The organism is Sorangium sp. So ce124, from assembly GCF_051525235.1.
Lineage (GTDB): Bacteria > Myxococcota_A > Polyangia > Polyangiales > Polyangiaceae > Sorangium > Sorangium atrum.
In genome coordinates this window covers 13,644,860-13,659,976 of sequence record NZ_CP150312.1, presented here as the reverse complement: position 1 = coordinate 13,659,976, position 15,117 = coordinate 13,644,860, and the positions used below count along the sequence as shown (strand labels likewise).

Genomic DNA, 15,117 nt, shown 5'->3' with positions numbered 1-15,117 from the left:
GTGGGGGCCCCGCCGAACTCGCCCGAGGCATATCTCCTCCAGCTTCGCTGGAGGAGATATGCCTCGGGCTCAGACATCGGCCCATCCCCCACCCCACCCGACGAGCCCCCTCGCCCCGGGCCTACCGATATCCTTTTTGGGCCCACCTCGGATATCGGCTAATCCCCAGGAACTATCGCTGTCGTTGTTGACGCACGTCGGGTATCGACTCATCCCCCGACAAGCAGATTAGGTACAGGGTAACGGAGGTCGCGTGAGCGATGCACTCCTCAACCGCTTCTCGACGCAAGCAGCGGTTTTCCTACGCCGGGGCGATCACGCGTCGAGCGATATCGTCCGCCGCTCGGCCGCGCTCTTCATCGCAGCCTCGATGACGCGGATCACGTCGCGCGCCTCCTCGGCGCGCACCGGCGGCGGGGCGCCGTCGAGAATCGCCGCCGCGATGGCCTCGTAATAGGCGTCGTAGGCGCCGGGCAGGCTCTCGATCGTGCGGCGCTCGCCGGTTGCCGTGACGAGCGTGCCGAACCAGCGCGGGTCCTCCCGCCCCCACTCCGGTACACCCGGGCGCGTGCCTGCCTTGAGGGCGTCCTCCTGGCCGTCGATGCCGTACTTGAGGAAGCTCCCGCCGTCGCCGTGGACCGCGAAGCGCGGCCCCGGCTCGGGCACCAGCGTCGAGGAGCGCACGATCACCCGGCGCCTGCCGTAGTCGAGCGTCAGGTGGAAATAGTCCACCGTGCGCGCCCCGGACCGCTGCGCCTGGAGGTCGGCCGTGACCGCGCGCGGCAGGCCGAAGAGCACGAGCGCCTGGTCGATCAGGTGCGCGCCGAGGTCGTACAGGATCCCCGAGCCAGGCGCCTCCTGCTCTCGCCAGCCCTGCTTGATGGCAGGGCGGAACCGGTCGAAGTGCGCCTCGTACGAGGCCACCTCGCCGAGCAGGCCCTGCTCGATGCAGCTGCGCACGGTGCGGAAGTCCGCGTCCCAGCGGCGGTTCTGGAAGACCGAGAGGAGCCGGCCACGGCGCGCGGCCAGCGCAATGAGATCGCCCGCCTCGGCGCTCGTGATCGTGAACGGCTTGTCGACGACCACGTGCTTGCCCGCCTCGAGCGCGGCGCGCGCGAGCGGGAAGTGGGTCTCGTTGGGCGAAGCGATGACCACGAGGTCGATCCCCGGCTCGGCGATCAACACCTCGGGCGTCGGATGCACGGCGACGCCCGAGTGGTCGGCCATGACCTGGCCCTCCCGGCGGGTCGCGATGGCGGCGAGGCGCAGCCGAGGGATGGACCGTATCAGCGGGGCGTGAAAAACGGCGCCAGCAAGACCATAGCCGACGAGGCCGACAAAGATGCGTTGGGACATGGCAGGACGGGCTCGTCCGGGACGCTAGCCCGAAGAAGCGCTGGAGGGAAGCCCGGCCGCGAAAACGCCGAGGAGCCTCCAGAGGCGCGTGACGGCGGCTGGCGAGCCACCACAGGCATCCGCAACGCCACGATCGCGCCTGGCGGGCCGCCACAGGCATCCGGCACGTTCGCTATCGCGCTCGGCACGTTCGCTGTCGCGCTCGGCACGTTCGCTGTCGCGCTCGGTGATATGCCCAGAGCATCCACATCGCTCGTCATCCCACGAAGCGCTCCGCACAAGGCATCTTCGAAGCGTACGAGCTCACGACGGAGGCCCGCGCGAGCGACGAGCACGGGAGAAGTGGTCATCGTGCATCCGATGTCGTCGCCCGTGCTACCCATCGCCGTGGAACGAGTCAGTTCGCACAGACGCGGCGCGGCGGTTGCGATAAACTCCCGCGCTTGGAGACTTTGATGCAAGCCAAGAGCATCCTTTCCGTGGTGGCCCTGACCACCTTGATCGCCGGCAGCCCCTTCGCGGCAGGGTGCAAGACCACCGCCGAGGCCAGCGTGACCGAGGAGTCGGTCGAGGCTGTCCCCGTGGCCATCGAAGATCCGCTGACCGAGGAGCACGACGGCGGCTCGGTCGGGTGGGATTTCGCGCCCGATGGCACCGTGAAGGCGATCGTGAAGGCGCCTGACGGCAAACCCATCGACAAGGACGTGAGCGGCACGCTCACGTGGAAAGGGCCGAACGGCGACGCGCAGGCCCCGCTCGCGCTCGACGCGAAGACTGGGCTCCTCGTCGCGACCGGGCCCAAGCTCGAGGCCGATCTCACCGAGGTGAAGTACAACATCGTCGTCGCCGGGAAGCCGTGGAACGGCACGCTCCACCTGCCCTCAGGGGGCACGAAGGTCATCGTCGAGGGCGCGAGAAAGGCCGAAAAGAGGCCCATCCCCCCGGGCAAGACGGGCCCGAACGGCGGCGTGATCCAGGTGGTCGGCGACGACACGATCGAGGTGGTCGCGGACAAGGCCTCCGGCCAGGTCAGGGTCTACGTCCTCGACGGGGACCTGAAGCCGGTCCCGGTCGGCGACCGCAAGATCAAGCTCGGCTTCGTGGGACAGGGCTCCGAGCTCGTCGTGCTCACCCCCGGCCCGGGCGGCCTGTACTGCGTCGGCAAGGTCGCGGCAAAGGTCAACCCGGTGAAGCTCACCGTCGTCGTGGCGCACCCGACGCACGCCGACGTGGTGCTCGTCGGCTATCGCCCCGGCGTGCATGTCATCGTCGGCCCGAGCGCGCCTGCCCTCAACGTCGTGGTGGCGACGACGTGGAACGTGGATGTGAAGATCAAGACGACTCCAGGCGTGGTGGTGGTCCACGATGACGACGACGACGACGATGACGACGGCCGACCGGTCCACATCCACGTGCACGGAAAGCACAAGCACCACAAGCACGGGCACGCGCACGGGCACTGGAAGTGACCTCGCGCGGCGCTGGGCGGCCTACCTCACCGCCGAGGTCGACGCCGCCTCGCTCGCCGTCTTCCGCGCGAGCTATGGCGCCCTGATCGCGTGGGAGGTCGTCCGATACGCCCTCCACGATCGGATCCACCGCTATTACATCGAGCCAGGCTTCTTCTTCAGCTTCGTCCCCTTCGTCCGTCCGTGGGGCGGGACAGGGATGTACTGGCACTTCGGCGCCCTCTTCGTCCTCGCGCTGCTCTGCGCCGCCGGGCTCTTCTACCGGGTGAGCGCCGCGCTGCTCTGCGCCGCGCTCACGTACGTCTTCCTCCTCGACAAGGCACAATACCTCAACCACCTCTATCTCCTCTGCCTCCTCGGCCTGCTGCTCGCCGCCGCCCCGGCGCACCGCGCGCTCTCGCTGGATCGCCGCCGCGCGCGCCGCGCCTCGCCGGGCGGCGCGCCGCCCAGCGCGCTGCCCGAGACCGTGCCGCGCTTCTATCTCTTCGCCCTGAAGGCCCAGATCGCCATCGTCTACTTCTACGGGGGCGTCGCGAAGCTGAACGGCGACTGGCTCCGGGGGCAGCCGCTCACCATGTGGCTCGCCGAGCACGGCGACGCGCCCCTCGTCGGGCCGCTCCTGGCCTCACCGACAACAGGGCTCGCGCTCTCGTATGCGGGGCTCTTCATCGACCTCTCGATGGGCTTCCTGCTCTTCTCCCGGCGCACCTTCCCCTTCGGCGCGGCGCTGGCGGTGGCGTTCAACCTCTCCAACGCCCTCCTGTTCAAGATCGGTATCTTCCCCTACGCGATGATCGCCGCGCTCGCGCTGTTCGGCGATCCCTCGTGGCCGAGGCGGCGCCTGCCCTTCCTGTTCGAGGGCGGAAACGCCCCCGTCCCCTCGCCCGCCGCGCCGCGCCGGCCCGCGCTGCCGCTCGCGCTGCTCCACGGGTATCTCCTGCTCCACCTCGTGGTGCCGCTCCGCCACTGGGTCTATCCGGGCGACGTCGCCTGGAACGAGGCCGGACACCGCTTCTCGTGGCGCATGAAGCTGCGCGACAAGAGCGTGAGTGAGCTCGGTATCCACGTGCTGGATCCGAGGACCGGCGTGCGCGAGCCGCTCGACGTCGAGGCGTGGCTCACGAGCCGCCAGGTCGGGGAGATGTGCACGCGGCCCGACATGCTCGTCGACTTCGCGCACCACGTGGCCGATCGCCTGCAAGAGGACTCCGGGGTGCGGCCCATCATCACGGCCAGGGTCGTCGCGTCGCTGAACGGAGGCCCGCCCCGCGACCTCGTCGATCCGACGCTCGACCTCGCGTCGCAGCCGCGCGGCCTCCTCGCGCTCGTGCAACCACCCTAGCTCCGCGTCGTCAGGCTGTTCCTTGCTTGCGCACACACCGTAGGCCCTCGTCCACGTTGCAGCGTGACACAGCACACGCCGAGCCCCCTTCTTTGCACTCCCTGGGTGAATCCACAGAAGACCGCCTTATACTGGTCTTCCCCGGACGTAATCGCCCGCACGATGCGCGCGGACGAGGCCATCACGAGGTGGAGCGCAAGCACGTCATGACCACCACAGCACCGTTCGTTCTGCCAGGACACGTCGTCGAGCAGCTGATCCATGAGGGCGGCAAGACCCACGTTTATCGCGGCCGCCGCGCCGCGGATCAGCGGCCGGTCGTCATCAAGACGCTGAAGGGGGAGCACCCGAGCGTCCGCGATCTCGCGCTGCTGCGGCACGAGTTCGGCCTCCTGCGCGATCTGGACCTCGAGTCCGTGGTGAGGGTGTGCTCGCTCGAGAGGACGCGCGGCGGCCTCGCCCTCGTCACGGAGGCGGTCGAGGGCACGACCCTGAGGTCGATCCTCGACGATCGCCGGCTGGATCTCCGCGCGGCGCTGGCGCTCTCGGCGGCCATCGCCGACGCCATCGGCGCGGTGCACCGCTGTCACGTCACGCACAAGGACATCAACCCCAGCAACATCATCGTCAGCTCGGACCTGCGCCGCGCCACGCTCATCGACTTCGGCGCCTCATCGCGGCTCAAGCAGGAGTTTCAACAGTCGACCTCGGCGTCCACCCTGCAAGGCACGCTCGCGTACATGTCGCCCGAGCAGACAGGGCGCATGAACAGGGGCATCGATTACCGCGCCGACCTCTACTCGTTCGGTGTCACGCTGTATGAAATGCTGACCGGAGCCCTGCCGTTCCCGGACGGCGATCCGGTGGACGTCCTCTACAGCCACATCGCGCGGCAGCCCGCCCCGCCGCACGAGCGCCGCGAGGACGTCCCCCAGCCGGTCTCCGAGATCGTCATGAAGCTCCTCGCCAAGGCGCCGGAGGACCGTTACCAGAGCGCGCACGGCGTCAAGGCAGACCTCGCGGAGTGCCTGCGCTCCCTCGAGCAGACGGGGCGGGTCCACCCCTTCCCCATCGGTCAGCGCGATCGCAGCCACGAGCTGCGCATCCCGCAGAAGATCTACGGCCGGGACGAGGAGCGGGACCGGCTCCTGGGCGCCTTCGAGCGGGCCCGCGCGGGCGCCTCGGAGCTCGTGCTCGTCTCCGGCTACTCGGGCGTCGGCAAGAGCGCGCTGGTCCACGAGACCTACAAGGCCATCGCCAGGGTCGGAGGCCACTTCGCCCACGGCAAGTTCGATCAGCTGAACCGCGGCGTGCCCTGCGCCTCGGTCGTCCAGGCGTTCAGGGGCCTCGTGCAGCAGCTCCTCTCCGAGCGGACAGACGCGCTGGCCCACTGGAGAGCGGAGCTCGGCGCGGCGCTCGGCCCGAACGCCGGGCTCCTCGTCGACCTCATCCCCGAGCTCGCGCTCATCGTCGGCGAGGCGCCCCCCGTCGCGGCGCTCGGCCCCTCCGAGTCGCAGAACCGCTTCGACATGGTGTTCCGGAGCTTCCTTGGCGTGTTCGCCGCTCCGTCGCGCCCGCTCGTCCTGTTCCTCGACGACCTCCAGTGGGCGGACCCGGCGTCGCTCAGGCTGCTGCGGCTCCTGCTCACCGACGCCGATACACGCCATCTCCTGGTCGTCGGGGCGTACCGCGACAACGAGGTGAGCCCGGCGCACCCGCTCGTCATCACCCTCGACGCCATCCGCGCCGCGGGCGCGGCCGTGACCGACATCCCCCTCGCGCCGCTCTCGCACGACGACGTGACGGCGCTCGCCTCGGACGCCCTCGGCCGCGCGGCGCAGGACGTCGCCCAGCTCTCCGAGCTCCTCCACGACAAGACGCTGGGCAACCCGTTCTTCCTCGGGCAGTTCCTCCGAATGCTGGGCGACGACGGGCTCCTCCGGTGCGACCCGGAGACCGGCAGATGGACATGGGATCTCGCAGCCATCGAGTCGCGGGCCGTGACGGACAACGTCGCCGACTTCATGATCGCCAAGCTGCAGAGGCTCGCGCCGCCCACCCAGCGCGCCCTGACGCTCGCCGCGTGCATCGGGCACCGGTTCGACCTGCGCACGCTCGCGACGATCTCCGAGCAGCCGGCCTCGCAGGCGGCGCAGGATCTCTGGGAGGCCATGCAGGAAGGGGTCCTGCTCCCCATCGACGCCGACTACCGGCTCGTGCACCCGGAAGACCCGTCCCACGGCGAGCCGGCGACCGGCGCGTCGCTCGCCGTCTCCTACCAGTTCTTGCACGATCGCGTCCAGCAGGCGGCCTATGCCCTCATCGCGGACGAGCACAGGTGCGCCGCCCACCTGCGCGTCGGCCGCCTGATGCTGGCCAGCCAGCGCGGCGAGCCGCAGGAAGAGCAGCTCTTCGACACGGTAAACCATCTTAACTATGGCGCCGCCCTCATCGCCGATCCCGGCGAGCGCGATCTGCTCGCGCGCCTGAACCTGCGCGCCGGGAGGAAGGCCAAGGGCTCGACCGCGTACGGGGCGGCGGCGGAGTACTTCAGCGCCGGGCGGAGCGCGCTCGGGGACGACGGCGCCTCGGGCGATCACGCGCTGCGCTGGGCGCTCACGCTGGAGGCGGCCGAGTGCGAGTACCTGTGCGGCCGCTTCACCGAGGCCGAGGCGCTGTTCCAGAGGCTGCTCGAGGTGGCGGCGTCGAACCTCGATCGGGCGCGGGTCCAGAGCCTGCGGATGAAGCTCTATCAGGTCGCCGGCCGCTACGACGAGGGCGTCACCGTCGGGCAGGAGGCGCTGCGCCTGTTCGGCGTCGAGATCCCCGGGGCGAGCGAGGAGATCGGCGCCGCCGTCTCCGCCGAGGTCGCGCAGATCCCGGAGAGCATGGCGGGCAGGAGCATCGAGGACATCCTGCACGCGCCGCTGCTCGCCGACGAGCAGATGCGCGCCGTCATCAACCTGCTCGCCGACTGCGCCCCCTGCGCGTACATCGGGCGGCCGGGCGTCTTCCCGCTCATCGCGCTGAAGATGCTGAACCTGTCGCTGCGGCACGGCAACACCGAGGCGTCGTGCTTCGCCTACAGCGTTTACGGGTTCATGCTCGTCGCGGCGTTCGGCGATATCCCGTCGGGATTCCGCTTCTCGGAGATGTCGATCCGGCTGAACGAGAAGCTCGGGGACGTCTCGCTGCGGGGGACGCTGCTGCACCTCCACGGCGATCACATCAACTTCTGGGTCCAGCACATCCGGAACGATCTCCCCATCCTGGAGCGGGCGTTCCTCGCGTGCATCGAGGCCGGCGACCTCGTGTACGCGAGCTACCTGGCCTTCGAGACCGTCTGGCAGGTCTACGAGAAGGGCGATCCGCTGGCGGAGGTCCACCGCGTCGCCGAGCGCTTCGCGTCGTTCGCGCGCAAGACAGGCAATCACGCCGTCCTCGAGACGATCCGGCTGGAGCAGCAGTTCCTGCGCAGCCTGAAGGGGCACACGGCGGCCGACGCCTCGCTGAGCGAGGAGGGCTTTGCCGAGGAGGAGTGCCTGGCCGCGCTCACCCGGGCGAGCTTCGGGTGCGGTATCGCCTTTTACCACATCATCCGGCTCATCCTCCTCTATTCCCACGGCCGCCCCGCGGAGGCGCTCGCCGCGGCGGAGGCGGCGCGCCCGGTGCTCGGGGCCGTCATGGCGATGCCGATCGAGGCGACATACCACTTCTATCTCGCGCTCACGCTGGTCGCGCTCGGCGAGCACGACGAGCGCGAGCGCGAGCGGCACGCCGGGGCGCTCTCCGCGTCGCTCGAGAAGCTCGAGCTCTGGGCCCGCCATTGCCCCGACAACTTCCGCGTGAAGCACGCCCTCGTCCTGGCCGAGGCGGCGCGCGCCTCCGGCCGCGACGTCGAGGCGATGGGGCTCTACGACGACGCCATCGACGCGGCCCGCCAGAGCGAGTTCGTGCAGTACGAGGCGCTCGCGTCGGAGCTGGCCGGCCTTTACTACGCTCGCAAGGGCCGGCGGCGCATCGCCGCGCTCTACCTGGACGCGGCGATGCACGCCTACCGACAGTGGGGCGCAGAGCGAAAGGCCACGGAGCTGATCCGGCAGCACGGGCTCGACCCGCTCCCCATCGCTCGAGGGCCCGCGGCGGAGCACGAGAAGGCCGCCGCGAGATCGAGCAGCATGTCGGTGAGCCACCCGCTCCTCCACAAGCTCGCCGACGTCGCGGCGGTGCTGCAGACGACGCAGGCGATCTCCAGCGAGCTCGTGCTCGGGAAGGCGCTCGACCGCGTGATGCGCGCCGTCCTCGCGAGCGCCGGCGGCCAGCGCGGCTTCCTGGTGCTCGCGCGCGAGGAGCGGCTGTTCATCGAGGCGTCCGTCACCATCGATCCTGCGTCGATCGAGGTGGAGCTCCGGCGTCCGCTGGAGGAGTCCTCGGCCCTGCCGGTCAGCGTGGTCCACTACGTGGCGCGGACGCGAGAGCTGCTCATCCTGGACGACGCCGCGGCGAGCCCTCGCTTCGCGGCGGATCCCTACCTCGCCGCGCACCGGCCCAAGTCGGTCATGGGCCTCCCGCTCGTCCACCAGAACCGGCTCACGGGCGTGCTGTACGTCGAGAACACGCTCGCGAGCGGGGCCTTCACCCCGGAGCAGACGGAGCTGCTCCGCCTCCTGGGCGCGCAGGTCGCGGCGGCGCTCGAGAACGCGCTGCTCTACGGCCGGCTGCAGGAGGCCTCCGAGAGGCAGCGCGCCATGAACGATCGGCTCGAGAGCGAGGTGCAGCGGCGCACCGAGGAGCTGTTCTCGGTCAACGAGCGCCTGTCGCAGAAGGCAGATGAGCTGAACCGGGCCAATGAGCTCTTGCTCGAGGAGCTCCGCGAGCGCGAGCGCGCCGAGCAGGCCCGCGCAGCGCTCCAGGAGGAGATCATCGGGGTGCAGCGGCTGCGCCTCTCGGAGATGGCGACGCCCATCATCCCGATCACCGATCGCGTCCTGGTCATGCCGCTCATCGGGACGATGGACGCGGCGCGCGCCGCGCAGGTGCTTGAGGCGACCCTCGCCGGCGTGGAGCGCCACAACCCGTCGATCGTGATCATCGACATCACCGGCCTGAAGCACGTCGACGCCGGGGTCGCCGACTCGCTGATCCGCACCGCCTCGGCGCTGCGGCTGCTCGGCGCGCAGGCGATCTTGACCGGGATGCAGCCGGAGGTCGCCCGCGCGCTCACGCAGGGCGGGATCGACCTCCGCGGCATCGTCACCCGCTCGACGCTCCAGAGCGCCGTCGCCCACGCGATCACGCCGTCCCCTGCCGCGCGATCCCGCTGAGCGCGCGGCGCGCTCCGCAGGCGCCCTCGACAGCTGGTGAGGTCCGCGCGGCCGCGCGCGCCGCGATCGTTTGGGCGCTACGGCGACGCCTGCTTGTCCTCGCATCGGCCGAGCACGAAGATCCCGCAGACGCGCTCGTTCGCCAGGCACTGCTGCCCTTCCGGGCACTGCGACGGATCGAGCACGGCCGGGTCGCACGGCCTCGCGCAGAACGGGGGCGGGCCGCGCGGGGCGTCGTAGACGCCGTTCCCGTCGCGATCCAGGAAGATGGGGTTCGTGACCGCGTAGGGCGCCACCGGGTACCAGTCGGGGACCGGGGGCGACGCCGTGAAGAACCGGGAGAGCGCCTTGACCTGCGTGAACGCGAGGCTCGCGACCCGGGGCAGCTGGAGCTCGCCGAACGACACAGGCAGCGCGACCGGCGTGAGGAGGTCCTCGTCGCGCAGGCCCATCGCCACCACAACGACCCAGCCGTCCGACGGCGGCGCCGGCAGCATGAGCCGCTCGTCGACGTCCACGATCGCCGACGGCCCCGAACGCGGCTCGAGCACCCGGACCAGGCGGCCGCTCACGTAAACCTCGACGCGATCCACGCCGAACCAGCTCGCCGTCTCGATCCGCAGGTCGAGCGGCACCGTGTCGCCCTCGACGCGCGCCACGCCGCCGAACGTCGCGCCGCCCACGCTCGCGCGGATGAAGGGCCCGTAGGTCGCGAACGCGCTGCCCGCGCGGAGCGACGCCGTCGCCTCGGCGAGATCGAGCGCCGCCGGCTGGTCGGTCCGCGAGCGGAAATAGGTGCGCGGGAAGCCCGGCTCCAGCGAGGCGCCGTGGCTGTCGCTGCTCCCTACCTGCGTCGGCGAGAAGCCGTGGTCGAGGTAGCGGAACAGGTCGTCGACCTGGCCCGCGTGGAAGGTGCACGGCCGATCCGCGTCCTCCGGCGGGACCGCGCCGCCCTCGCCTCCCAGGCAGAGCGCCTCCCCGTCCGCCGCGGTCCTGTCGAAGTCCCAGACAGCGTCCTGCTCCTCGGGCGTCCTCGTCAGGATCCGCTTGGTCACGCTCCAGGCGAGCGCCGAGCGGGCGCGCTGCTGGCACACCGCGTACCGCTCGCCGGGCTTGCACGCCGGGAGCCCGAGCTCGGCGCACGCCGCGCGGAGCGACGCCTCGTCCGTCGCGGCGTCGATCCGGGACAGGCACCGGTTGAAATCGACGACCTCCTGCACGGTGGGGGTCCGGAGCAGATCGAACCGCTTCGCGTTGAAGACCTCCATCGCGTCGAAATCGCAGCTTCCCGCCTGGAACAGCGGGTTGCTCGCCTCGAGCGTCGGGATCGACCGGCGCAGCGTGAAGGGGTCGACGCCGAGCTGGTCGATGTACCCGATGAATCCGTCGCGCGGGTGAGCGACGATCACGAGCGCGTCCTCGCCCTCCGCCGCCGTGCCGCGCACCCCGTCGATCACGTCCCCGCCCGCGCGGCAGACCCAGTCGAAGACGCCGTGATCCGGCACGTCGAGCTCGTCGTAGCGGAGCGGGAAGCCGATGAAGTGCCCGAGCTCGAGCGTGGAGACCTCGGCGCCGATCGCCGTCTTCAGGTGCTGCTCGAGCTGGAGCTGCCTCACCGCGGCCTCGAGATCCGTGTGCACGTCGTGGTCGGTGGCCACCGCGACGTCGAGCCCCTCGACGACCGCCGAGGTCACCCGCTCCTCGAGCGGCAGGCCGCTGTCGAAGCTCGGGCGCTGGTGCAGGTGCATGTCGATCGACATCCAGCCCGTCGAGTCGACCTCGCGCGGCACGACCGCCTCGATCCGCCGCACCTCTCCGGCGCGCACCTCGAGGTCGGGGACCTCGAACCGGCCGAACTCGGGCCCGCGCGTGGCGAGGACGCGGTAGCGCCCGGGCTCGATCTCGACCGCGCCCTCGCCCGTCGCCGAGCGCTCGATCTGCCGGACGCCGCTGCCGAGGCGGCCGTGGCCGAGGTAGACCCGCCTCGTTCCGTCGCCCTCGAGCGGCTGCCCCGCGGCGTCGAGCGCGACGAACGTCAGCTTGGCGGGCGCGAGCCGGCCGCCCTCGTCGACAACCCGGTACGCGATCCGCGCGGGGCTCGGCAGCTCCGCCGCCACCGAGACCGTGGCCCCGGCGCCGAGCGCCACGCGGATCGGCGCCGACACGGCGGTGCCCTCGGGGTTCTCGGCGACGAGCAGGTAGCCGCCCGGCGGGAGCCGCGCGTGGAAGTCGCCGTCCTCCACCGGATCGAGCCCGAGGTCGGCGTCGATGGAGCTGAGCAGCCCCACGTCCCCCGAGCGCGCGAGGTTCGCCTCGACCAGCGCGTCGACGCTCGCGAAGGCGGCGCCCGGGTCCGGGTCGCGGAAGACGTGGACGCGCGCGTTCGGCACGGGCGCGCCCGTCGACCGCCACCGCACGGCGCCCTCGAGCGCGCCGGTCGGCGTGCCCCGGGCGCCGTACACCACCTCGGCGACGCTCGCGACGTCGCCCTCGCCCACGGCGAAGTAGCGCTCGTAGGTGAACGCTCGCTTCCTGTCGCACGCCTCGTCGTCGGAGTCCGCCGCGAGGCAGCTCCGGCCGGCGCTCAGGAAGGCCGTCGCCGCGCTCGTGAAGACGGGGACGTTGACCGTGGAGGGCGGGCCGCCCTCTCTGGCCTTCGTGAAATAGCCGTAGCTGATGTCGCCGCCCGCCGCGGCGACGAAATCGAAGCTGAGCGGCTGCTGGAACGTGTCCCTGCCGGAGAAGAGGGCGTCGAACACCGCCTTCTCCTCGTCGAAGCCCATGCCGGGGCCGAAGATGTCGTTCTGGTTGCCGAAGAAGACGAAATCCCCCGCGACGATGCCGCCCTTCCGCTCGGGATCTCCGTTCCGCTCGTCGCCAAGGATGCCCCTGAAGATGTCCGAGGGGCCCGTGTAGTTGTCGAGCGAGAGCGGCTCTCCGCAGGCGCACGTGGGGCAGCCGTCGGCGCCTGCCGCGAGGCCGTCCTCGCACTCGAGCGCGCACGAGGCGACGCTCGGGCACCCGAGCACTTTGTCCGGCAGGAGGAGCGTCGTGCGGATCGTGACGAACCGCTCGCCCGGGCGCAGGACGTAGTCGGTGCGGAAGCGCATCGCCGGCTTGAGGCCGTCGAACAGGAGGCCGAGCAGGTCCTCCTGGGTCTTCAGCACGCCGAGCGCGTGGAAGAGGAAGCCGCCGTCGCCCTCGACCCGGACGATCGCCTCCTGCCCGTCGGAGCCGTCGTTGACCACGAAGACCTCGGTGGCGCCCGGGTCGGGCACGAGCAGGTTGGCGACCGGGAACGACTCGGCGAAGCGGTCGCGGCCCGACGCGCTCGCGAAGCGCGGATCGGGGCGGCGCAGGTCGGCGTCGACAAGCGAGCCGCCGTAGACGCCCGGCCCCGGCGAGTGGCGCGGGCCGAGGATCGCGACCCGGATCTCGTCGTTCTCCAGGAGGAAATCGCCGACATCGGCCATCGCCACCGGGCCGCCGACCAGCTCGAACCGGTTCTCGATCGGCTTGGCGCGCAGGAGGTTCGGCTCGTCGCAACCAACCAGGCCCACCAGGCCCACCAGGCCGACCAGGCCGAACAACGCGAGGGCGGAGCGGCGTTTTCGCATGGCGGGCCGCTAGAACGACAAGCGGGTTGAAGCCGCATGCAACCAGCAAGAAGTCGAACCGCCAAGGCGCCATGAGACGCCAAGACTTTTGTGTTTTTCTTGGCGTCTCACGGCGCCTTGGCGGTTCATCTCTCTGGTTTCCAAGCTGTTCGGTGCTCTAGAGGTTGAGCTGCAGCTGGAGCGCAACGGCGTCGTTGTCGAGCGCGACGCCGTGGCGCTCCTGCCGGTGGGTGAAGTCGGCCTGCGCCTTGAGGGTGTTGTCGATGAAGTGGTAACTCGCGCCGGCGGTGAGGGCCCAGCTGTCCGTCTCGTCCGAGAGGTCGAGGTTGGGATCGAGCCACTCGAACCGCGCGTTCACGCCGAGCTTGATGCGCCTCACGAAATACCCCAGCTCACCGACGAGCCCTATCGACGTGACCGGGGCGAGCTGGCCGAGCGGCTGCGTCGGGGTGCTCTCGGGGTTGCTCTGGTTCCAGAGGAGCTCGGCGAGCGCGTGTGCGCCCTCGACGTGGACCAGGAGGTCGGCGCCGATGCCATGGATGTCGCGCGTCCCGCCGTCGCTGAAGAAGTAGCTCGCGCCCGCGCCGACGCGGAGGCGCGAGACGGCGAGGTCCTGCACCGAGCGAGGGAGGGGGCCGAGCGGCTCGATGGCGAGCCGCGCGACATAGGCGATGTGGTCGAAGCGGTTGCCGAAGCTCGCGGCGTTTTCGACATAGCCGGCGAAGAACTGATCCGAGCGCTGGAAGCCGTTGAACATGCCGGCGAAGTAGCTGAACGCCCTGCCCCGGAAGTGCCCCTCGACGTGGAGGCCGACCTGGCGTGAGGGCGCCATGGCGCGCACGGCGAGGGGCCGCTCGATGAGCGCGCCCTCGCCGGCGCCCGCCATCGCGGAGCGGCTGAACGGCACGTCGTGCGCGCCGAAATAGAGGTTCGCGAACGGGAAGTGGGCGTAGCCGATCCACGCCTCGGAGAGCTGTGCCGAGCCGTCGGCGCCCCCGGCGAGCTCGCCCGAGACCGCGAACGGCACATACCCCGCGAGCCTCCCCGCGAAGCCGACGCGGGCGCGCCGCAGGCGGAACCCCTGCCCCTCGGCGACGTCGCCCGCCTGGAGGAAGGCGTCCTCGCCCACGTAGGGGGCGGCCTGGGCCTGCACGAGCACGATGGGCGAGAGCACGAGGCGGCCGATCGTGAGCTGGAATGGCGATCCGCCCGCGCCGCCTGCGACAGGCGCGGCGTCTGACCTGGCAGACGACGGAGCGCCCGCGGCCGCGGCGGGCGGCGCGGCTCCGGCAGACGGCGCGGCCCCGGCGGACGGTGCGGTGCCCGGCGGCGCGGCGCCTGCCGGCGACGTGCTGGCTGCCGGCGACGTGCTGGCGGCGGGTGCGCCGGGTGCGGCGACAGCGGACGGCGCAGCGCCGGCGGGCGGTGCGCCCGGCGTGGCCGCGGTGCCGGGCGCCGCGGCGGCAGGTGGCGTGGCCGGCGTGGCGCCGGGCGGCGCGGCCCCGGCAGGTGGCGTGGCCGGCGCGGCGCCGGGGGGAGCCGCGGTGGGCGGCGGCGCGACAGGGAGGGTCGGCGCGGCGGGCGGGGGAACCGGAAGCGCGTCGGCGGCCGGAGGCTGGACCGGCAGCCGCTGGGCGGGTTGCGCGCTGGCCTGAGGACACCCGAGCGCCACGGCTGCCACGAGGACAGCGGCGATCGCAGCGCCGTCCGGCGCCGAGCTGCGTCCGCGGCGCCATGGCCGGGCACATCGAGGATCCGCACCGCGACGAGTCCATGCGCGAGGTGTCATTGGCGTCCGAGCTGGCCGGCGGGCGTGAGGAATCGCAACGAACTCGGCAACAGCCCCGCTAGGCGCCTCTCGTCTATCCCACGTGTCGACAGGGTGTCAACGCGCCGCCTTGCACCCGCGCGCACCAGGCATGTTGCCCTTTCCGTGCACCCGCGATGGGCGTACACTGATTGCTCCCGAACCCCGCGGCGATCGACGTCGATCGCCGCCCGTTCCCGGA

Annotated in this window: 8 protein-coding genes; 5 read left to right on the top strand and 3 right to left on the bottom strand. The window is 71.3% G+C overall.

The genetic code is table 11. The features are described 5' to 3' along the window. Positions 1-315 precede the first annotated feature (315 nt). A complete protein-coding gene (locus WMF19_RS51260) occupies positions 316-1,356 on the bottom strand; it encodes an oxidoreductase (RefSeq protein WP_437897032.1) in 1,041 nt (346 codons plus the stop codon). Here WMF19_RS51260 and WMF19_RS51255 point away from each other — a divergent pair. The 4 genes from WMF19_RS51255 (at position 1,297) to WMF19_RS51240 (ending at position 9,491) form a co-directional block, all read left to right on the top strand. Then, on the top strand, positions 1,297-1,812 hold the full coding sequence (locus WMF19_RS51255) for a hypothetical protein (protein ID WP_437897031.1): 516 nt from the start codon (positions 1,297-1,299) through the stop codon (positions 1,810-1,812). The genes WMF19_RS51260 and WMF19_RS51255 overlap by 60 nt on opposite strands. Beyond that, on the top strand, positions 1,812-2,825 hold the full coding sequence (locus tag WMF19_RS51250; RefSeq protein ID WP_437897030.1) for a hypothetical protein: 1,014 nt from the start codon (positions 1,812-1,814) through the stop codon (positions 2,823-2,825). Before WMF19_RS51255 ends, WMF19_RS51250 begins: the two co-directional genes overlap by 1 nt. After that, positions 2,722-4,167: an HTTM domain-containing protein gene (locus tag WMF19_RS51245; protein ID WP_437897029.1), complete on the top strand. Its 1,446-nt coding sequence runs from the start codon at positions 2,722-2,724 to the stop codon at positions 4,165-4,167. The genes WMF19_RS51250 and WMF19_RS51245 overlap by 104 nt, the downstream gene beginning before the upstream one ends. Before the next feature lie 206 nt (positions 4,168-4,373). Further along, positions 4,374-9,491 (top strand): AAA family ATPase, encoded by a 5,118-nt coding sequence (locus WMF19_RS51240; RefSeq protein ID WP_437897028.1) that lies wholly within the window; start codon positions 4,374-4,376, stop codon positions 9,489-9,491. Positions 9,492-9,568: 77 nt separating this feature from the next. On the opposite strand, the gene WMF19_RS51235 is transcribed toward WMF19_RS51240, so the two are convergent. Next, the gene (locus WMF19_RS51235) at positions 9,569-13,108 is read right to left on the bottom strand and encodes a PHP domain-containing protein (protein WP_437897027.1); all 3,540 of its coding nucleotides are present in this window, start codon (positions 13,106-13,108) and stop codon (positions 9,569-9,571) included. Between the two features lie 157 nt (positions 13,109-13,265). Continuing rightward, positions 13,266-14,282 (bottom strand): porin, encoded by a 1,017-nt coding sequence (locus WMF19_RS51230; RefSeq protein ID WP_437897026.1) that lies wholly within the window; start codon positions 14,280-14,282, stop codon positions 13,266-13,268. 13 nt (positions 14,283-14,295) lie between these two features. On the opposite strand from WMF19_RS51230, the gene WMF19_RS51225 reads away from it, so the two are divergent. Next, complete coding sequence (locus WMF19_RS51225) at positions 14,296-14,763, top strand: hypothetical protein (protein WP_437897025.1); 468 nt, start codon at positions 14,296-14,298, stop codon at positions 14,761-14,763. The last annotated feature ends 354 nt before the right edge of the window (positions 14,764-15,117 follow it).

Coding starts and splice junctions, on each gene's coding strand:
- WMF19_RS51260 (WP_437897032.1), bottom strand. CDS start 1,356: ATGTCCCAACGCATCTTTGTCGGCCTCGTCGGCTATGGTCTTGCTGGC.
- WMF19_RS51250 (WP_437897030.1), top strand. CDS start 1,812: ATGCAAGCCAAGAGCATCCTTTCCGTGGTGGCCCTGACCACCTTGATC.
- WMF19_RS51245 (WP_437897029.1), top strand. CDS start 2,722: ATGACGACGACGACGACGATGACGACGGCCGACCGGTCCACATCCACG.
- WMF19_RS51240 (WP_437897028.1), top strand. CDS start 4,374: ATGACCACCACAGCACCGTTCGTTCTGCCAGGACACGTCGTCGAGCAG.
- WMF19_RS51235 (WP_437897027.1), bottom strand. CDS start 13,108: ATGCGAAAACGCCGCTCCGCCCTCGCGTTGTTCGGCCTGGTCGGCCTG.